We start from the raw sequence: 18,092 nt of genomic DNA, 5'->3' as shown, positions 1-18,092 counted from the left end.
GGTACTTCCCGATGTGAACGTTCAAAAGCGCGGGGAAATCTTCGAAACTCGTGCCGCGGAATGGGCCGGTTTTGATCGAATTGGTCCGTTCACGGGAAAGCGTGTCCCCGATGGTTTCCCCGTCGCCGCCGGGGGTGCTACCGTGGGCTTCCGCTTCGGCCGCAGGGCCGCGAGAAAGCGCTTACATGCCGAGCCGCCAGGTCTTCGCGCGGACGAATCGCCAAGAGGTACTCGCCACGGAGGTCGTGAAGTGCGGAAAAAGAATTCCCGGCGGACGCTCGCCGCGGTCCTGTTTTCCTCGGCGGTCGCGCTGGCGTCCGCCGGTGGTGTCGCCGCGGCGGCCGCTCCGGAGGTGGCCGCGGCCGCGACGATCCAGAACGACGTTTTCTGGAAGGACACCTCGGGGAACCCGATCTACTCCCAGGGGGGCGGCGTACTGAAGGTCAGTGGCACGTACTACTGGTACGGGGCCAAGTACAACGGCGCGGTCAACTACTACAACAACCCGGGCGGCGGGAAGAACGGGGACACGTCGCTGAGCGCGATCACCATCTACTCGTCGACCGACCTGGCCACCTGGAAGTTCGAAGGCAACGCGCTGACCGGCAGTGAGCTGAGTGGCGGCTGGGTGGGCCGGATCGGAGTCGCGCGCAACCCGAACACGGGCAAGTACGTGCTGGTTTCGCAGCTGGACAGCGGCTTGGTGTTCGCCACGAGCAGCACGCCGAACGGCCGGTTCACCCGGGCGGGCACGCAGTCGAGCATCAGCGGTGTGTCCACCGGCATGTCCGGCGACCAATCGGTCTTCACCGACGACGACGGCAAGGCGTACCTGATCTACAGCAACAAGAGCGGCCGGTCGCACCTGTACGTCTCGGCGCTGCGGGCCTCGGACTACCTGCAGGTCGAGCCGGCGAAGAACGTCTACAACAGTTCCGCGGGCGGGCGCGAAGGCAACATCATGTTCAAATACAACGGAACGTACTACTTCTGTTCCTCCGACCTGCACGGCTGGAACGCCTCGCACACCTACTGCATCAGCGCGAAGAACATCATGGGCCCGTACTCCGCCGAGTTCGTGCTGCAGGGAACCGATGCCGACTTCTCGCACGTGACCCAGACGGGCCTGGCGTTCACGGTGACCGGTTCGCAGGGGTCGTTCGTGATGTTCGGTGGTGACCGCTGGAGCGACTTCGCGGGCAACGGCATCGGGTACAACGACTGGGTGCCGGTGACGTTCAGCGGGACGACGCCGGTGTTCCACTCGCTGAGCCAGTGGACCGTCGACGCGGCCGCGGGCACGTGGGCGGTGGGCCGGGGCAACAACCACGTCCTCAACCCGAGTGCCGAGGCCGACCGGGTGGCGCAGAACGACCTCGCGGGCTGGACGATCTCCGGCGGGACCGTGAACGGCAACAAGCAGGGTGGCCACACCGGACGGTGGGCGTTCGCGCAGAGTTCGTCGTCGGCGTACAACGCTTCGCGGTATCAGAACATCTCGCTGCCGAACGGGACGTACACGCTGTCGGCGTGGGTGAAGAGCAGCGGCGGGCAGAAGAAGGCGACGATCTTCGCGAAGAACTTCGGGAGCAGTGAGCTGAGCGCGTCGATCAGCCAGGCACTCGGGAGCTGGACGAAAGTGACCGTCCCGAACATCGCGGTGACGAACGGGTCGATCCAGGTCGGCGTGTTCTCCGACGCGAACGCGGGCAACTGGGTGAACGTCGACGACTTCAGCCTGGTCCAGACGGGCAGCTAGCGCATCGGGTAGCCGGTGGCGGCGACGCGCTCGGCGACGGCGGCCAGGGTGGTGCCGGAGTTCAGCGCGGTCACGACGCTCGCGGTCACCGGCTGCCCGGCGTAGACGTGCCGCACCGCGTCGAGGTCGATCGGCGTTTCGTAGTAGTCCTGGGCCCAGTCCTGGAAGGCCTCGGGTGTGCGGTCGGACAGCAGGGCGAACAGCCAATCGGCTCCGTCGTCGCCTTCGCGGGGGAATTCGACGACCCCGTGCCGCCACGCGGATTCGTGGTGCTCACGCCACAGGCACACCGTGACGTACGGGGTGCCGAACTCGTCGCAGAACGCCGGCTCGTCGACGTGGTTCCGGAACACCTCGGGCACGGCATCGAGAACACCGGGCCAGGGCTGGTCGTCGTCGGTGGCGAAGGGACTCATCGGCGACTCGTGGTCGAAACCGCGCACGCACGCGCCCGCGGCGGTGAAGATGATGGAGTACTCGTTGCCCGCGCCGTCCCGCATGGACGCCAGCTCGGCACCGGGCGCCCACGCGGTGTCGTAGCTGTGGTGCCGGTCCTCGCTCCCGGGATCCAGCACGACGTCCAACGCGGCCAGCGCACGACACAGCGCGCGCAGGTCCGGAATGTCGGGCAGGCGGTGAGCGAGGTCGTACACGGTCACGCCGATATCCAAGCAGAACGCACGGCGCGGGTCGCACGGGCGCTGCGGCCCGGCACACGTCAACCCGGACGGCTCGGTGGTGGATACTCCGCACATCAACCACAACAACGGGTGGGCGAGCAAGCCGACGCCTGATCAGAAGCCCAGGGGATGCCCATGAGCCGGCCGGACGACTTCGGATTCCTGACCGGCTGGTACGCGAGCCAGTGCGACGGCGACTGGGAGCACGAGTTCGGCGTCCGGCTCGAGACGCTGGACAACCCGGGCTGGCGGCTGCGCGTCGACACCGTGGGGACCGGTGCGGAGGGCCGCGTGCTGCCGAGGTCCAAGGCGGACCTCGGCCCGGACCGGTGGCTCTGGACGGCGGCGGACGGGGAGAGTTTCGAGGCGTCCTGCGATGTGCGGTCGCTGGCGGAGTTGCTCGCGGCGTTCCGCCGGTTCGCCTCGGCCACGGAGGAGGACTCGGCATGACCGGCACCGAGCGCCCCGCGTGTGCGAGGCTCGCTCGGCTCGGAGGAGGGCAAGGCGGTCGCCGCCGATGTGCCGAACTACGCCACCGGCGGTGCCGAGCTGATCCACTACCCGCTCGGCTGAGGGCGGGGGCCGCGCGTGCCGCCCCCGCCGCCCGCCTCATTCCGAGCGTAGGGTGTCCAATCGGGTCACCTGCCGCAGCAGCGGCATGGTCAGCCCGGTCACCAGCAGGACCGCCGCCACCGTCGTCGCCGCCAGGGTGAGCAGCACCGGGACGTCGACGATCATCGGCCGGTCCGCCAGCCGCAGGATGGGCGCGGTCAGCCCGAGCCCGGCCGCGACCGCCAGTGCGACGCCGACCACCACCGGGATCGCCGTCTGCCACAGCGATCCGCGGGCCAGCACCCCGATCGGCACGCCGGCCGCGGACAGCGCGGCGAGCGGCCGCCGCCGTTCGCTGATCTGCTCGATCGACAGCATCAGCAGGCTCATCGCCGCCACCGCGAGCACGAACAGGGACGCGGTGATCAGCACCGAGCGGAAGCTCTCCACCATCCGCCGGTCGCGGGCGGCGAAACCGTCGAGGTAGTTGCTCTTGACGACCGTGGCGTTCCACGCGAGCGGGTTGACCGCCCTCGCGACGTTGTCGGTCAGCGCCTGCAGGTCGCCGGTGCCGGACACGTAGACGGCGACCGACGTGTCCGGCAGTGTGAGCCCGCCGAGTGCGCCCGGCGTGATCAGCAGGGTGCCCTGCTCGGCCAGGGCCGTGTCGTCCGAGCGCACGACCTTGACCGTGCCCGGGACCGTCCACTGCGGACCGCTCACCGTGCTGTCGTGGAAGGAGCTCTGCAGCTGCACCGGGCCGGCCGGGGCGGGCGGGCCCTGCGCGGGCACGACGTAGAAGGTGTCGCCGTCGGCGCAGCCGCCGAGGTCGGCTTCCACCGCGAGCGCCACGCAGTCGCCGACCACGCCGGAGGTCTGCTTCGACCCGGACTGGATCCCGATGGTCCGGGCCGGATGCGTCCCGGTGACCCCCGCCGCCGACCCCGCGAGCTTGACGACCTCGGCCTCGTGCGCGGCGGTCGTGTCCACCCGCACCGGGGCCGCGGTCACCCCCGCCGGTGACGTCTGCCGCGGTGCCCCGCTGCCCAGCGACGTGAGTACGCCCTGGATCAGGATCGTGCCGGCCAGCACGACGACCAGGCCGGAGACCACGCGGCTGGCGGTGCCGCTGTCCAGCTGCAGCCGCCGGATCGCGAGCTGCCACGACGGCGGACCGCCGTGCAGCCGCTCCACGAGCCGCTCGACCAGCCACGGAAGCAGGGCCGCGACACCCACGAGCAGGAACACGCTGCCCACCGAGAGCGCCAGCGCGGCGGGCGTGTCGCCGTTCCCCCGCTCGGAGGCCAGGGTGGTGGCCAGGAACAGCACGCCGATCGTGGCGAGCGTCCAACGCCACCACATCCGCCGTCGCACCGGTTTGCCCTGGCGGACCACGCCGAGCGGTTCCACGATCGTGCGGCGCAGCCCGAACAGCGCCGAGCCGACCGCGAGCCCGGGTACCAGCAGCACGATCACCGCGACCAGCGGCCACGAGGGAACGAAGTCCTCCGGGAAGATCCGCAGCCCGAACGGCAGGATGTCGGCGACGAACGTGCGCAGCACGGCGAAGAACCCGAGGCCGGCCACGAGCCCGATCAGCGCACCGACCAGCGACTCGGCCGCCGCGACGCGCTTCACCTGCCGCGAGTCGAGGCCGATCAGGCGCAGCGCGGCGAGCCGGCGCTCCCGCTGCGCCGCGCCCATCCGCGACGCGGTGGTCACGAAGATCAGCAACGGCAGCAACAGCACCGCGGCGATCGGCAGGACGATCGCCGCCATGGCCGCCGACAACCCGAGCCCGGTGTAGGGCCGGCCGAACGCGTAGACCGCGGTGCCTTCGTCGCCTTCGGCCTGGATCTGCGCGGCGGGCACCCCGTAGTACGCGAGCAGGTCCCCGGCGCCGGACACGCCTTCCCGCGACACCTGGCCGACGATGCGCCCCGGCAGCTGGGCCCGCACCGAATCGCCGCCGGGGGCGGCCAGCTTCGCCGCGAGCTCCGGGGACACGACCAGCTCGCCGGGCGACGGCAGCCGGTCGACGCCGGGCGGCACCGGCGAGCCCGGCCCGGTCGGCGCGACCGCGGTGAGCTTGGCGAAGTCCTCCCCGACGGCCGTGAACCAGTTGTAGGTCAGCAGCGGCGCGACACCCGCACGCGGCTCGGTGACCGGCCTGATCGCCGCCGCGCGTTGCGCCTGCGCCCCGACCAGGTGGTCGACCGCGGCGGCCGGGAGCAGGACGGCGACCGCGAGCGCGATCCCGAACGCCGTCATCGCCAGGCGCAGCAGCGCCGCGCCGGACATCCGGCCGCCCCCGACGGCCAGCCGGAGGCCCAGCGCGAGATCCCGCATCATGCGACCAGCTCCCGGTCGACCGTGCGCCCGTCGCGTACCACGATCTCGCGGTCCGAATAGGCCGCCACCCGCGGCTCGTGGGTCACCAGCACCACCGCGGCGTGCGTTTCCCGCGCGGCCCGGGTGAGCATCTGCATGACCTTCTCGCCGTTGAGCGAGTCCAGCGCGCCGGTCGGCTCGTCCGCGAAGACCACCTTCGGCCCGGTCACCAGCGCCCGCGCCACGGCGACCCGCTGCGCCTGCCCGCCGGAGACGTCCCCGGGACGGCGCTTGGCCAGCCCGTCGACCTCCAGCCGGGTGAGCCATTCGGTCGCCTTGGCCTCGGCCTGCTTCCGCTTGGCCCCGGTCAGCCGCAGGGGGAGCGCGACGTTCTCCAGGCAGGACAGCTCGGGCACGAGCTGGCCGAACTGGAAGACGAACCCGAATTCGGTGCGCCGCAGCGCACTGCGCCCCCGGTCGTCCATCCCGACGAGGTCCGCGCCGCGGTAGCCGATGGTGCCCGAGTCCGGCCGGACGATGCCGGCGAGGCAGTGCAGCAGCGTCGACTTGCCCGAACCGGACGAACCCATGATCGCGAGCACTTCCCCCGCCGAGACGGACAGCCCCGCCCCGTCGAGCGCCCGCGTCTGCCCGAACGACTTGTGGAGCCCCTTGCCGACGAGCAACGGCGTTCCCGGCCCGGTCATCAGCGCACCGCCTTTTCGAGTTCGCCGAGGCGCGCGGCGGTGAGCTCCAGCCACCGCAGGTCCGCCTCGAGGTGGAAGAGCGCGTGATCGCAGATCAGCTGGTCGGCGAGGTCGCCCGCGTTCTTGCGCCGGGTGAGCGAACGCATCGCGTTCAGGTGCTCGCCCCGCTGGACGTCGAGCACCTCGGCGGCGCTGCGGCCGGACAGCAGCGCGAGCACCACCTTCGTGTACAGCGTGTTCTGCAGGTACGGCTGCGGGTCTTCCGGGGTGCGCAGCCACGTCTCGACGTCGGTGATCCCGGCGTCGGTGATCGTGTAGCGCTTCCGCTCCGGCCCGTCGCCGCTCTCGACGCCCGCCACCTCGACCATGCCGTTGCGCAGCAGCCGGGACAAGGTCGAGTAGACCTGGCCGTAGGCGAGCGGGCGATCCTGCCCGAACTGCTCGTCGTACGCGCGTTTCAGATCGTAGCCGTGTCGCGGGCCCGATTCGAGCAACGCGAGCAACGTGTGTGAAACCGACATCCTGCTCGTCCTCCCTTGGCCCCCTGCTGGGGGTTGGGCTCACTATAACGCAGGTGTATACGCCGGGTGTATACGCACGGCGGATAGTGAGTCTTCGCAGGTCACTGGTCTGTCAGCAGACGACTTGCTTGCCGTTCCCGATCTGGACACGGAGAGAGCTGAGCCCCCGGGAGATGTGACTGCGGACGGTGCCGACCGCGCAGTCGAGCACCTCGGCGATCTCAGCGTCGTCGAGATCGTCGTAGAAGCGCAGGACGATCGCGGCCCGCTGCGCTCGCGAGAGGGTGGCCAGCAGCTGGGCGAGCCGGTCGGCGTCGGCGATGCGGTCGGCGTGGTCGGGCGTGGCCGCTTCGGCGAACCTCGTGACGTCCGGGGTGGTGTGCACCGAGCGCTGGTACCAGCGGCGCCGCCACGAGAGGTAGCCGTTGACCACCATCTTCCGCAGGTACAGCTTCGGCCGGTCGGCCGCGGCCACCCGGCGCCACTGCTGGTGCGCGCGCACCAGCGCGTCCTGCACGACGTCCTGCGCCAGGTCGCGGTCGCCGGTCAGGACAGCCGCGAACCGCACCAGGTCGGGCAGCTCCTCGCGCGCGAACTCTTCGAAGTGCACAAGAAATCAGACGCCCGGACCCCGGCGAACTGTTGCGTCGCCACGGGAATTGGCCGGCGAACTCGGAGGATCGGCCCGACCCCGGTCGCTTCCGCAACAGATCACGGAGCAGCCGCATCTTAAGGGGTGTGCAGTCCGAAGGGTTCTCGCGCGGGCCACGGCCCGGGGCACAGGAGAGTTTGATGACCGACCTCGACGCGTTGCGCCGCACCCTGCGCGCACAGGAGTCCTTGGCGCCCGACCCCGACGGCGTGCTCGCCGTCGCCACCCGGCGGCTGCGGCGCCGCCGCATCGCCGGTGTCGCCGCGGTGGCGCTCACCGTGGCCGCACTCGGCGTGGGGGCCGTCGCGGTGCTGGGCCGGGGTACCGCCACGGTGGCACCTGCGTCGCGCGTGAACGCCCCGCCGGTCTCGGTGACCGCTGCTCCGGCCGCCGGCCAGGTGCCGCCGTCCCCGCCGGCGGTGAGCCTCGAGGACGGCTCCTGGGACCTGCTGTTCTGGGCCGTCCAGCCGCACTTCGCCGCCGTGCACTACGGGCAGGCGCATCGCTACGCGTTCGAGATCGAAGTTCGCGACGGCACGGCACCGCGTGGCGCGCCGACGGCGAAACCGTCGGACGCCGGCCAGCTCCGGCACCCGCAGACGGTGCAGTGGCAGGACGCCCCCGGCCGGTGGATCCGGGTGACGACCACGAAACCGGTGACGCCCGCGGAAATGCTGGCCCTGCTGGGGAAGATCCGCACCACTCCGCCGGTGCTCGGGTCGCCGCTGAAGTCGCTGGAGGTTCCCGCGGGCCAGAAGGTCGCCACGTTCACCAGCGAACCCGAGACCAACACCCTGGTCCTCTGCCCCGACCTCGACGCGCGGATGGCCCCGCTCGACAAGCGGTGCCTCTCCCTGACCGTGTCGCTGACCAGCCGGGCCGGCAACGCCGAGGGCGGGACCTTTCCCGAGGACCCGCTTCCCGCACGCCGGTCCCGGACGCTCGGGGCGTACACGGTCGAAGTCCACAGCTCGCCCGCCCAGGAGCAGGCCGCGGCGGCGATGCTGGACTCCGTCCGGCTCAACCGGTGAGCACGCTCGGCCGGTCATCCCGCCCGTTGCGGCCGACGAAGGCGAGGGCGTCTACAGTGGACTTCCGGGGCCGAACCGACAGAAAGGCGTGACGCCGTGCGGAAGCTGGTCTACGGCATGAACCTCTCCCTGGACGGCTACATCGCCGCACCGGGGGACGACTTCGGCTGGAGCGAGCCGAGCGATGAACTGTTCCAGTGGTGGCTAGAGCAGGAGCAGGCGATCGGGTTGTTCCTGTACGGCCGCAAGCTGTGGGAGACCATGAGTTCCTACTGGCCGACCGGCGATCAGCAGCCGGGCGCCACGCCGGCGGAGGTCGAGTTCGCGCGGAACTGGCGGGACACGCCGAAGGTGGTGTTCTCGTCGACGGTCGGCGAGGCCGGCTGGAACACCCGGGTGGTCACCGGCGACGCGGTCGAGGAGATCACCCGGCTCAAGGCCGGGGAGGGCGAGCCGATGCGGGTGGGTGGCGCGACACTGGGCGGCGCGGCCATGCGGGCCGGGCTGGTCGACGAGTACGAGATCGTCACCCACCCGGTGCTGGTGGGCGGCGGCACGCCGTTCTTCGCCGCGATGGCCGGCCAGGTGAAGCTGGACCTGGTGGAGACACGGACGTTTCCCGGCGGGGTCGTGCTCACCAGGTACGCCGTGCGGGCCACGGCCTGACACCGAGGGGGCTGTCGCCGGCGGCGCTCGCCGCCTCGAGGTACCGGCGCAGCCGCGCCGAACACCACAGTTCCGGGGCCACGCCGGGGACGTGCCCGGCTGCAACACGTGGAGCATGACCGACGGGACAGTCACCAAGGGGATCACGGTCGCGGCCAGTCCGGACTTGACCGCTTCGCCCGCCGCGGCCCGCCGGATCCTGGCGATGGTCACGGAGTTCTGCACCCCGGCGTGCCCGGCGCCGAGGCGCGCGCCGCCCGGCTCCAGGCCACGGTGCGGTGACCGGCCCGGAGCTCGCGGCCGACGAGAGCTCATGGTTGATCGCGGTGACTTCCTCGTGCGCGCGCTTCCGGAGCGCCGCGGGCCGTCAGCGCGCGGCGAGCACCCGGCGCACTGCGTCGGCGCCCAGCACCACGGGGGAGCGCAGCGCCCCGACCTCGCCGATCTCGATCTCGACCACGTCTCCCGGCTGCAGCCCGGAATCGAGCCCCGGGACGACGGACGTGCCCGTGGAGAGCACGGCGCCGTCGGGGAAGTCGTTGTCCCGCCAGAGGTATTCGACCAGTTCGGCCGGCGTGCGGTTGAGCTGGGCGGTGTTCGCTTCGCCCGCGAACACCTCGTGACCGTCGCGCAGGATGCGCATGCGGAGGTCGAGCGCCAGCGGGTCCGGCACCTCCCACGCCGGCCGCACCCGCGCCGCCACCGCGCAGGAACCGGTGTAGATCTTGGCCTGCGGGAGGTACAGCGGGTTCTCGCCTTCGATGCTGCGGGAGCTGACGTCGTCGACCACCAGGTACCCGGCGATCTCCCCGCCGGCCGTCAGCAGCAGGCCGAGTTCCGGCTCCGGCACGTTGTTGGCGGAATCGGCACGGACGGCGATCGGCTCGCCGTCGGTGACCACGCGCCACGCAGCCGACTTGAAGAACAACTCGGGTCGCTTCGCGCGGTACACCCGCGCGTAGACGTCCTGGTCGGCGCTCTCCTCGCGGCGGGCCTCCTCGGACCGCAGGTAGGTCACCCCGGCGGCCCACACCTCCATCCGCCCGTCCAGCGGCGGCAGCAGGCGGGTCCCGGCCGCGGGCACCGGCTCACCGGCGTTCGCGGCCAGCTCGCGAATCTCCGCCACGGGCCGGCGCAGCAGGTCGTTCATCGACGCCACCGCGAGCGGCCGCAGCCGCTCCCCGGTGAGCAGGCCGACTCGGATGTCGCCGGTTCCGTCGGCGAATCGCACCAGGTGGCTCAAGCCGGACCTCCTCGTTCGTGTCGAACCTACGGCTGGGCGGGGCGGCCGGCTACTCGAACACCCCGTAGCCCGCGACGGCGTGGGCCCGGACGCCGTCCAGGTCGAGCTCCACGCCAATGCCCGGGGTGTCCGGCAGCGTGATGTACCCGTCCTTGACGATCGAGCCGCTCCCGTCCGGGGCGTGGACGTAGCTGTCCCACACCGCGCGCTCCTCGAGGGCGTGCCATTCCTGGACGAAGAAGTTGGGGATCGCCGCGCACTGGTGGGACGTGGCCATCGTGCCCAGCGGGGTCGACACCAGGTGCGGGGCGAACGGAACGTAGTGCAGCTCCGCGAGGTTCGCGATCTTCTTGGCCTCGGCCAGGCCGCCGCACTTCGGCACGTCCGGCTCGATGACGTCCACCGCGCCGCGTTCGAGCAGTTCGCGGAATCCCCAACGCAGGTAAAGGTTTTCCCCCGCGCAGATCGGCGTGCGGGTCTGCGCGCGCACCCGGGCCAGCGCGTCGACGTTCTCCGCCGGCAGCGGTTCCTCGAGCCACATCAGGTGGAACGGCTCGAGTTCCCAGGAGATCCGGCACGCGCTCGGCACGTCGTAGCGGGCGTGCAGGTCGATGGCCAGGTCGATGTCCGGCCCGATCGCTTCCCGGACCGCCGCCACGCGCGAAACCATCGAGTGCAGCTCGGCGGCGTTGATCGTGTGGTTGAAGGCGTCGTACTTGGCCGGGTGCTGCAGGTTGTCGACGTCGAACTTGAGGGCGGTGAAGCCCTCGGCGACCATCCGCTGGGCCCGGTCGACGCACCCGGCGATCGAGCCGGCCGGGTCGTCGCCGTCGCCGCAGTCGGCGTAGAGCCGGATCCGGTCGCGGAACTTGCCGCCGAGCAGCCGGTGGACCGGCTGGCCCGCGGCCTTGCCCGCGAGGTCCCACAACGCGAGCTCGATCCCGGACAGCGCGATCACGAACACCCCGCCCTGTGAGCCCGCGAAAACGTTGCTGCGGCGGAGTTTTTCCCAGCAGCGCTCGACGTTGCGCGGGTCTTCGCCGAGCAGCAGGGGAGTCAGGGTCGCGATCATGCCCACGACGGCGGCCGCGCCGGCGTCGGGATTGGCCTCGCCGAACCCGCTGAGGCCTTCGTCGGTGTCGATCCGGACCAGCGTGGCCTGACCGTGGTAGGCGACCACCGCCGTCGTGACGTTCACGATCCGCATTGCTCTCCCGCCGCCGGGTGGTGCGTACGAACGGACTAACGCGACGTCCAACTTGTCCTATAAGCTGCTCACATGCCAAGGAGACAAGAGTCTCCGGACGCTGTCAAGGTCCGGACCCTTCCGGTGCAGGTGGCGGCCCACCTGACCCGGCGGATCGTCCAGGGCGAAATCGACGAGGGTCGGGCGCCGTCGGAACTCGAGATCTCGAGTGAGTTCGGGGTTTCCCGGGTGGTCGCGCGGGAGACGCTCAAGATCCTCGCCTCGCTCGACATCGTCGACGTCGCGCAGGGCCGCCGCGTCGTCGTGCGCCCCCGCGCGGAGTGGGACTACCTGAGCCCGTTGCTGATCGAGTGGCTGCCCACGGAGATCGTCGACGAGCTGCTGCAGGAACTGCACCAGATGCGCGTGCTGCTCGAGCCCGAACTGGCCGCCATGGCCGCGGCGAGCATCACCGACGAGACGCTGGCCCGGCTCGGGGACGAAATCGGCCGCATGGCGGCGCTCGAAACGGACCCCGAGGCCTACCTCGAGGTCGACCACGAATTCCACATGGAGATCTGCCGGGCGGCCGACAACCGCATCCTCGACCGGATCATGTACTCCGCCCGCTGGCTCGGTACGGCCAGCCGTCGCCTCACCAACGAGGCGCCGGCCGGGCTGCGCCGCGCCACCGCCCAGCACACCGAGATCTACGAGGCGCTCGTCGCGCGCGATCCGGAAGGGGCCCGCGCGGCGATGCGCAGGCACCTGAGCAACAACTACTCCACGCTCCTCGCGGAGAAGGAGCACCGAAGCAAACGGGCCGCCCGGCGGCGCTAGCCGCCGATCCGGACGGCGCTCGACCCACACACCAGCGTTCGGCATCACTCACCGCATGAACGACCCGCAGCGCGGCGTTCGCCCCGCTGTCCCGCCGGTTGCACCGTCGCCCCGTCGGTCCGCGTCCGCAGCGATCGGACGCGAAAAGGAGTGGTCATGGCAGAGAAAACGGACTGGTCGAGACGCTCGTTCCTGGGGATGAGCGCGCTGGGCGTGCTCGGTCTCGCCGGGTGCGGTGGCGGCCCCGCACCCGCACCGCAGGTCGACGTCCAGGTGCCCAAGGCGCTGCTCGACCAGGCGGCCGCCCTGCGCGGCGGCTCGGTGGGGATGCTCTCGCAGAAGCTGTATTCGGAGGCCGCCAACAAGGCGCTGGACAAGTCGCTGCAGGTCTTCGCGCAGGCCACCGGCACCACGATCCGCAACGACCTGGTCTCCGGGGACGCCGGTGACATGGTCGCGAAGATGGACGCCGAGGTGAAGGCGGGCACCAGCCGAGACCTGGCCTTCGTGAGCGACCGGCGGTTCGTCGGCCAGCTGCACAACCTCGGCGCCCTCACCGACGTCACCGACGTGGTCGAGGAAATGCGCACGCTGTACGGGGAACCCGCCACGGAGGCCGCGGACTACTGCGTGTTCGACGGACGCTGGTTCGCGATCCCGTACCACTTCATCGCGACCGGGATGTACCTGCGCAAGGACTGGTACCAGGAGAAGGGCCTGCCGCTCAAGCCCCACTACACGTGGGAAGAGCTGCGCGACAACGCCTTGGCGGTGTCCGACCCGGCCAAGCGGCGCTTCGGCTGGGGGCTCACGGTGAACCGCTCCGGCGACGCCAACGGCTTCATCGCCAACGTCATCAACACCTACGGCGGGGCGATCGCGGACAACACCGGCACGAAGGTGGTGTTCAACTCGCCGGAAACCGTCGAGGCCGTCTCGTTCATCGGCGACATCTACACGAACCCGAAGTACCGGCCGATGCTGCCGCCCGGGATCGGAAGCTGGACCGACTCGAGCAACAACGAAAACTGGCTCGCCCAAATCCTGGGGCTGACGCTCAACCAGTTCAGCGTCTACGCCGACTCGAAGACCAAGAAGAACCCGGTGTACGCCAACACGCACGTGTTCAACGGCGCCACCGGACCGGCACTCGACCGGCCGCTCGCGTTCGGCGAGTCCAATTCGTTCGTCGTGTTCAAGGGGGCGAAGAACCCCGGCCTCGCCAAGGTGGTGGCGAAGTTCATGGCCGGCGGGAGCGCGCTGCTCGGCGTGGCCAAGGAAGCACCGTGCCTGGTCAACCCGTCGTGGGACAAGGTGTGGGACTCCGACCCGTATTACACCAGCGGTGACCCGGCCTTCCCCGCGTTGCGGGAGCAGACCCGCGCGAAGCTCCCGGTGACCACCAAGACCGGCTACGCGTTCCCGCAGGCCCCGAGCCCTGGCGAGCAGGCCGCCACCGCCGCGTACCTGCTGACCGACATGATGCAGTCGGTCATCCAGGGCACCCGGCCGGCCGACGCCGTCGCCGCGACCCACGCCCGGATCGTGCAGATCTTCGAGCAACAGGGCTATCGGCAGTGACCATCCTGCGTCCGAAGAGGACACCGGCGGCGCCGGTCGTCCCGGCGCCGGGTGCGTCGTCCTCGCTCACCCGGACCCAGCGGCTGCTCGGGCGCGACTGGCGCCTCGCCGCGGTGTTCATCGGGCCGACGCTGGTGCTGGTCGCCGGCCTGATCCTGGTCCCGATCATCGGCTCGGTCCTCACCAGCGCCACGGAGCGGCACGGCGCGGAGACGGTGTTCGTCGGGCTGGACAATTACACCGCCCTCCTCGGCGACGCGTTGTTCCACAAGGGTGTGCTGAACTCGTTCGTCTTCACCGCCTACGCCGAGATCTTCAAGGTGACCTTCGGCCTCATCGCGGCGCTGATGCTGCACCACCTGCGCCGCGGCCGGGCGATCGTCGCCGGGGTGATCCTGCTGCCGTGGGTGATCCCGACGGTCGTCACGGCCTTCACCTGGCGGTCGTTGCTCGACCCGATCTTCGGCAGCGTCAACGTCCTGCTCACCGAGTCCGGGATCGGGCCCGGCCTCGCCGCGATCGGGCTCGTCGACAAGTGGCCCGCGGAGTGGCTGTCCGACCCCGCGCTGGCGATGCCGGCGGTCATCCTGGTCAACGTCTGGAAGGGCATCCCGTTCTTCACGGTGACGTTCCTCGCGGGACTCAAGGCCATCGACGGCAACCTCCACGAAGCGGCGATGGTGGACGGCGCCTCACCGTGGCAGCGCTTCGTGCACATCACGCTGCCCGGGCTGCGTCCGGTCATGATCGTGACGGTGCTGCTGTCGTCGATCTGGACGTTCAACAACTTCGACCTGATCTGGCTGATGACCCAGGGCGGCCCGGGCGACGCCACCGCCCCGTACGTGATGGTGGCCTACTCGAAAGCCATCCAGCAGCTGCAGCTCGGCGCGGGTGCCGCGGCCACGCTGGTGATGCTGCCGATCATCGGCATTCTCGTGGTGATCCTGGTGCGGCTGATGCGACGCGGCGACCTGCCCGGCGCGGCCGACCGCGGCCGACGGCGGCTGACTTCCGGTCAGCGCCGGGTGCTGCCGTGGGTGATCGTCGCGGTCTCGGTGCTCGTGCTGGTCTGGGCGTCGCCGCAGATCGTCTGGAAGGCCGCGCTCGTGCTGGGCGTGTTCGTGGTGCTCGCCGCCGCCGTCGGGCGGGCCGTTTCCGCGCTCGCCGCCCAGAGCAAACGGGTGGCCGCGCGGGTGGTCGGCGGCACCGGCACGGGCGTCGCGCTGGTGGCGCTGCTGGGTTTCGTCCTCGCCCCGCTCTACTGGATGACGGTCACGGCCTTCAAGTCCGACGACCAGATCGTCGCGCGCACCGACGACCTGTGGCCGACCCCGTGGAGCACCGAGCAGTTCACCAACCTGTTCACCGGCCGGGCGTTCGGCACCTGGTACGTCAACACGATCCTGGTGTCGGTGGCGTCCACCGCGATCGCCCTGGTCTGCGCGGCGCTGGCCGGGTATGCGTTGGCGCGGCTGAAGTTCCGGGGTTCGGAGAGCTTCACGGTGACCATCCTGCTCACCTACGTGATGCCGGGTGCGCTGCTGTTCATCCCGCTCTACCAGCTGGTGAGCGGGATCGGGCTCAACGACTCGCTGTGGTCGCTCGTGCTCGCCTACCCCACGTTCACCCTGCCGTTCGCGACCTGGCTGCTCGTCGGCTACTTCAAATCGATTCCGGCCGACCTGGAGGAGGCCGCGCTGGTCGACGGCTGCACGCGGTTCGGGGCGTTCCTGCGGATCGTGCTGCCGCTGGCCAAGCCGGGACTGCTGGCGGTCGCGCTGTTCACGCTCACCAACGCGTGGAACGAGTTCTTGTTCGCCTTCGTGTTCATCACCAAGGACGAGTACAAGACGCTGCCCGTCGGCATGCAGTCGATGATCTTCGGGGACGTCGTGCCGCAGGGCCAGCTGGCCGCGGCCTCCCTGCTGGTCAGCATCCCGGTCGTGCTCATGTACGGGTTCGGGCAGCGGTTCCTGACCGAGGGCCTCACCGCGGGCGCCGTCAAGGGCTGACCCACGCGCCGGGCGTCGTGAGTGGTAAGGCGGGTTCTAACCCGCCTTACCACTCACGACCAGCCGCGGCAGGAGGTCAGGTTCGGCCTTGTTCGGCGCGCCACCGCTCGTACTCGGGCCGGGCTTCGTCCGACAGCGGGTAGTACCGGCGCAGGTCGCCGCCCTCGGCGAGCCGGATGCGGGAGAACTCCTCCCATTCCGCGTGCTCCTGGGCGACCGCCAGCAGGGCGGGGGCGAGCTCGACCGGCACCACGACCGCCCCGTCGTCGTCGGCGACGACGATGTCGCCCGGCTCGACGAGCGTGCCCCCGCAGGCCACCGGCACGTTGACCGCGGCCGGGACGATGTCGGTCTGGGCGTGGAAGTTCGGGGTGGCGCCCCGGATCCACAGCCCGAGGCCGAGCTGCCGGGCCTCGCCGATGTCACGCAGGCACCCGTCGACCACCACACCGACGCCGCCGCGGCCCTTGAAGTAGGTCAGCATCATCTCGCCGAACACGCCGCTGCTCATGTCGCCACGCGCGTCGACGACGATCATGTCGCCGGCCTGCGCGTGGTACATGACGTGCCGGTGCAGCTGCTTTTCCGGTTCTTCGTATTCGTCGACCGGATAGCGGTCTTCGCGCTTCGGCAGGAACTGCAGGGTCAGCGCCGGGCCGGCCACGCGCACGCCGGGGGTCACCGAAACCGGGCCGCGGATGAACGCGCTGCGGACGCCCATGCGGCTGAGCTCGGCGCTGGCCGTGGCGCTGCCGACGGCCGCGAGGGCCGCACTCAACTCGGCGGGCGGGCGAACGATGTCGGGCGTCTCGACCACGTCGGCAAGCTCCCTCGGATCGGCGCTGTGGCAAGCATTCTACCGCGGCGGCGCCCGGAAACCGCCGATCTTTCGCTCGAGCAGTTCGGCCAGCCGCAACGGGGTGCGGTCCTCGAACATCGGGCCGATGAGCTGCACGCCGACCGGCAGGCCCTCGGGCGATCGGCCGGCCGGGACGGCGGTGGCGGGCAGGCCGGGCATGGTGGCCAGGCCGGCCCAGACGAGCTGGTCGAAATAGGGGTGCTCGACGCCGTCGATGTCGATGCGGCGCTCCAGCGGGGTGGCCTGGTGGTCGTGCGGGAACGCCGGTGTCGGCGTGATCGGGCACACCACGACGTCGAACTCGGCGAACAGCTGCCGCCAGCCGTGGCGGTGGACCTCGCGGCGGTGGTTCGCCGCCATCCAGTCGCGGTGGCTGGACACCAGGGCCCGCAGCCGCACGGCGTCCAGGCTCCGGTCGTCGGCGCTCAGCCCGGCGACGCGGGTCCGCAACTCCTCCTCCGAGGCAAGGGGAAACCGGGCCGTGGCGCCGGAAATCAGCAGCCGCATGTACAGGTGCGCGGCTTCGGCCAGGTCCGGTAGCAGCGGGCTGTGCCGTTCGACGCGGGCACCGTCGTCGGCGAGCGCGTCCGCCACGCGGTTCACGGCCGCCTGCACGGCCGATCCGGTCGGGAGGTACGGGTGGTCTTCGAGGACCAGGACCCGGAAGTCGCCGAGCCGCTCGTGGCGTGCGGGCGGCAACGCCAGCCGGTACGCCACGCCGTGCGTCAGCGGGTCCGGCCCGGCCATGACGTCGAGCAGGAGCGTGAGGTCGCGGGCGGTGCGCGCCATCGGGCCGGCCACGGCGAGGTCGAACTCGGCCGGCAAGGCCGGTTCGGACGGTGGCACCATGCCGCGGGTCGCCACCAGCCCGAGCGTCGGCTTGTGCGCGTAGACCCCGCAGAAGTGCGCGGGGGTGCGCAGCGAGCCGGCGAGGTCGGAGCCGAGGGACAGTGCGCCGAACCCGGCCGCCAGCGCCGCCGCCGACCCGCCGGACGACCCGCCCGCCGTGCGCTCGAGGTCCCACGGGTTGCCGGTGGTGCCGTAGATCTCGTTGAAGGTCTGGATGTCCTGCAGTCCCAAGGGGACATTGGTCTTGCCGAGCACCACCGCGCCGGCGGCCCGGACCCGCGACACCTGGACCGCGTCTTCGGCGGGCACGTGGTCGCGGTGCGGCGGCAGGCCCCAGGTCGTGGGCAGCCCGGCGATGTCGTAGCACTCCTTGACCGTCACCGGGAGGCCGAGCAGCGGCGCGTCCTCCCCGCGGGCGCGCGCCCGGTCGGCGGCGTGGGCGGCGGCGCGGGCCCGGTCGAAGTCCCGCACGCAGATCGCGTTGATCACCTCGTCGTCCCGTTCGATGCGGGCGATCGCGTCCTCGGTCAGCTCCACCGAGGTCACTTCACCGGCCCGCAGGGCAACCATGAGTTCTTCGGCCGATGCGTGGTTCCGTTCCATGGATCCGACCGTAAACG

Annotated in this window: 17 protein-coding genes; 8 read left to right on the top strand and 9 right to left on the bottom strand. The window is 70.9% G+C overall.

Annotated elements, in window-relative coordinates; genetic code table 11:
- Nucleotides 1-250 precede the first annotated feature (250 nt).
- Complete coding sequence (locus tag ACFPLC_RS40535) at nucleotides 251-1,759, top strand: family 43 glycosylhydrolase (protein WP_378206082.1); 1,509 nt, start codon at nucleotides 251-253, stop codon at nucleotides 1,757-1,759.
- Here the strand turns inward: ACFPLC_RS40535 and ACFPLC_RS40530 are convergent.
- Nucleotides 1,756-2,418: a hypothetical protein gene (locus tag ACFPLC_RS40530; RefSeq protein ID WP_378206085.1), complete on the bottom strand. Its 663-nt coding sequence runs from the start codon at nucleotides 2,416-2,418 to the stop codon at nucleotides 1,756-1,758. The two genes, ACFPLC_RS40535 and ACFPLC_RS40530, sit on opposite strands and share 4 nt — an antisense overlap.
- Nucleotides 2,419-2,574: 156 nt before the next feature.
- Here ACFPLC_RS40530 and ACFPLC_RS40525 point away from each other — a divergent pair, with 156 nt between their 5' ends.
- Nucleotides 2,575-2,889: an immunity 53 family protein gene (locus tag ACFPLC_RS40525; protein ID WP_378206087.1), complete on the top strand. Its 315-nt coding sequence runs from the start codon at nucleotides 2,575-2,577 to the stop codon at nucleotides 2,887-2,889.
- Between the two features lie 159 nt (nucleotides 2,890-3,048).
- Here the strand turns inward: ACFPLC_RS40525 and ACFPLC_RS40520 are convergent, their stop codons facing one another.
- From ACFPLC_RS40520 to ACFPLC_RS40505, 4 genes are all read right to left on the bottom strand, one after another.
- On the bottom strand, nucleotides 3,049-5,343 hold the full coding sequence (locus ACFPLC_RS40520) for an FtsX-like permease family protein (protein WP_378206090.1): 2,295 nt from the start codon (nucleotides 5,341-5,343) through the stop codon (nucleotides 3,049-3,051).
- Complete coding sequence (locus ACFPLC_RS40515) at nucleotides 5,340-6,029, bottom strand: ABC transporter ATP-binding protein (RefSeq protein ID WP_378206093.1); 690 nt, start codon at nucleotides 6,027-6,029, stop codon at nucleotides 5,340-5,342. Before ACFPLC_RS40515 ends, ACFPLC_RS40520 begins: the two co-directional genes overlap by 4 nt.
- Nucleotides 6,029-6,550: a PadR family transcriptional regulator gene (locus ACFPLC_RS40510; RefSeq protein WP_378206096.1), complete on the bottom strand. Its 522-nt coding sequence runs from the start codon at nucleotides 6,548-6,550 to the stop codon at nucleotides 6,029-6,031. Before ACFPLC_RS40510 ends, ACFPLC_RS40515 begins: the two co-directional genes overlap by 1 nt.
- Nucleotides 6,551-6,662: 112 nt before the next feature.
- The gene (locus ACFPLC_RS40505) at nucleotides 6,663-7,160 is read right to left on the bottom strand and encodes a SigE family RNA polymerase sigma factor (protein ID WP_378206099.1); all 498 of its coding nucleotides are present in this window, start codon (nucleotides 7,158-7,160) and stop codon (nucleotides 6,663-6,665) included.
- A gap of 182 nt (nucleotides 7,161-7,342) precedes the next feature.
- On the opposite strand from ACFPLC_RS40505, the gene ACFPLC_RS40500 reads away from it, so the two are divergent.
- The 3 genes from ACFPLC_RS40500 to ACFPLC_RS40490 all read left to right on the top strand — a co-directional run bounded on the left by ACFPLC_RS40500 (nucleotide 7,343) and on the right by ACFPLC_RS40490 (nucleotide 9,181).
- Complete coding sequence (locus ACFPLC_RS40500; protein ID WP_378206102.1) at nucleotides 7,343-8,233, top strand: hypothetical protein; 891 nt, start codon at nucleotides 7,343-7,345, stop codon at nucleotides 8,231-8,233.
- 96 nt (nucleotides 8,234-8,329) lie between these two features.
- Nucleotides 8,330-8,899 carry a dihydrofolate reductase family protein gene (locus tag ACFPLC_RS40495; protein ID WP_378206105.1) on the top strand — a complete coding sequence of 190 codons (570 nt, stop codon included), beginning with the start codon at nucleotides 8,330-8,332 and terminating at the stop codon, nucleotides 8,897-8,899.
- Nucleotides 8,900-9,007: 108 nt separating this feature from the next.
- Complete coding sequence (locus tag ACFPLC_RS40490) at nucleotides 9,008-9,181, top strand: hypothetical protein (RefSeq protein WP_378236103.1); 174 nt, start codon at nucleotides 9,008-9,010, stop codon at nucleotides 9,179-9,181.
- Nucleotides 9,182-9,266: 85 nt separating this feature from the next.
- On the opposite strand, the gene ACFPLC_RS40485 is transcribed toward ACFPLC_RS40490, so the two are convergent.
- Together ACFPLC_RS40485 and ACFPLC_RS40480 are read right to left on the bottom strand one after the other, a co-directional pair.
- Nucleotides 9,267-10,142, bottom strand: a complete 876-nt coding sequence (locus ACFPLC_RS40485) for a fumarylacetoacetate hydrolase family protein (protein WP_378206108.1) — start codon at nucleotides 10,140-10,142, stop codon at nucleotides 9,267-9,269.
- A 49-nt stretch (nucleotides 10,143-10,191) separates the two neighbouring features.
- Complete coding sequence (locus ACFPLC_RS40480) at nucleotides 10,192-11,349, bottom strand: mandelate racemase/muconate lactonizing enzyme family protein (protein ID WP_378206111.1); 1,158 nt, start codon at nucleotides 11,347-11,349, stop codon at nucleotides 10,192-10,194.
- A gap of 72 nt (nucleotides 11,350-11,421) precedes the next feature.
- Here ACFPLC_RS40480 and ACFPLC_RS40475 point away from each other — a divergent pair, with 72 nt between their 5' ends.
- The 3 genes from ACFPLC_RS40475 (at nucleotide 11,422) to ACFPLC_RS40465 (ending at nucleotide 15,764) form a co-directional block, all read left to right on the top strand.
- Entirely contained in the window at nucleotides 11,422-12,168 is a 747-nt protein-coding gene (locus ACFPLC_RS40475) for a FadR/GntR family transcriptional regulator (RefSeq protein WP_378206113.1), read from the top strand.
- Nucleotides 12,169-12,324: 156 nt separating this feature from the next.
- A complete protein-coding gene (locus tag ACFPLC_RS40470; RefSeq protein WP_378206116.1) occupies nucleotides 12,325-13,749 on the top strand; it encodes an ABC transporter substrate-binding protein in 1,425 nt (474 codons plus the stop codon).
- Complete coding sequence (locus ACFPLC_RS40465) at nucleotides 13,746-15,764, top strand: ABC transporter permease (RefSeq protein ID WP_378206119.1); 2,019 nt, start codon at nucleotides 13,746-13,748, stop codon at nucleotides 15,762-15,764. Before ACFPLC_RS40470 ends, ACFPLC_RS40465 begins: the two co-directional genes overlap by 4 nt.
- Nucleotides 15,765-15,840: 76 nt before the next feature.
- Here the strand turns inward: ACFPLC_RS40465 and ACFPLC_RS40460 are convergent, their stop codons facing one another.
- Together ACFPLC_RS40460 and ACFPLC_RS40455 are read right to left on the bottom strand one after the other, a co-directional pair.
- Entirely contained in the window at nucleotides 15,841-16,581 is a 741-nt protein-coding gene (locus tag ACFPLC_RS40460) for a ribonuclease activity regulator RraA (protein WP_378189395.1), read from the bottom strand.
- Between the two features lie 39 nt (nucleotides 16,582-16,620).
- Nucleotides 16,621-18,075, bottom strand: a complete 1,455-nt coding sequence (locus ACFPLC_RS40455) for an amidase (protein ID WP_378189397.1) — start codon at nucleotides 18,073-18,075, stop codon at nucleotides 16,621-16,623.
- Nucleotides 18,076-18,092 lie beyond the last annotated feature (17 nt).

Origin of the sequence: Amycolatopsis plumensis, assembly GCF_042652605.1 — a bacterium.
GTDB lineage: Bacteria > Actinomycetota > Actinomycetes > Mycobacteriales > Pseudonocardiaceae > Amycolatopsis > Amycolatopsis plumensis.
The sequence above is the reverse complement of the archived record's forward strand: the minus strand, read 5'-3'. Positions and strand labels throughout refer to the sequence as shown.

Bases quoted from the DNA above. Each gene is read 5' to 3' on its own strand.
- ACFPLC_RS40470 (WP_378206116.1), top strand. From the start codon at position 12,325: ATGGCAGAGAAAACGGACTGGTCGAGACGCTCGTTCCTGGGGATGAGC.
- ACFPLC_RS40455 (WP_378189397.1), bottom strand. From the start codon at position 18,075: ATGGAACGGAACCACGCATCGGCCGAAGAACTCATGGTTGCCCTGCGG.
- ACFPLC_RS40500 (WP_378206102.1), top strand. From the start codon at position 7,343: ATGACCGACCTCGACGCGTTGCGCCGCACCCTGCGCGCACAGGAGTCC.
- ACFPLC_RS40520 (WP_378206090.1), bottom strand. From the start codon at position 5,343: ATGATGCGGGATCTCGCGCTGGGCCTCCGGCTGGCCGTCGGGGGCGGC.
- ACFPLC_RS40510 (WP_378206096.1), bottom strand. From the start codon at position 6,550: ATGTCGGTTTCACACACGTTGCTCGCGTTGCTCGAATCGGGCCCGCGA.
- ACFPLC_RS40515 (WP_378206093.1), bottom strand. From the start codon at position 6,029: ATGACCGGGCCGGGAACGCCGTTGCTCGTCGGCAAGGGGCTCCACAAG.
- ACFPLC_RS40475 (WP_378206113.1), top strand. From the start codon at position 11,422: ATGCCAAGGAGACAAGAGTCTCCGGACGCTGTCAAGGTCCGGACCCTT.
- ACFPLC_RS40525 (WP_378206087.1), top strand. From the start codon at position 2,575: ATGAGCCGGCCGGACGACTTCGGATTCCTGACCGGCTGGTACGCGAGC.
- ACFPLC_RS40480 (WP_378206111.1), bottom strand. From the start codon at position 11,349: ATGCGGATCGTGAACGTCACGACGGCGGTGGTCGCCTACCACGGTCAG.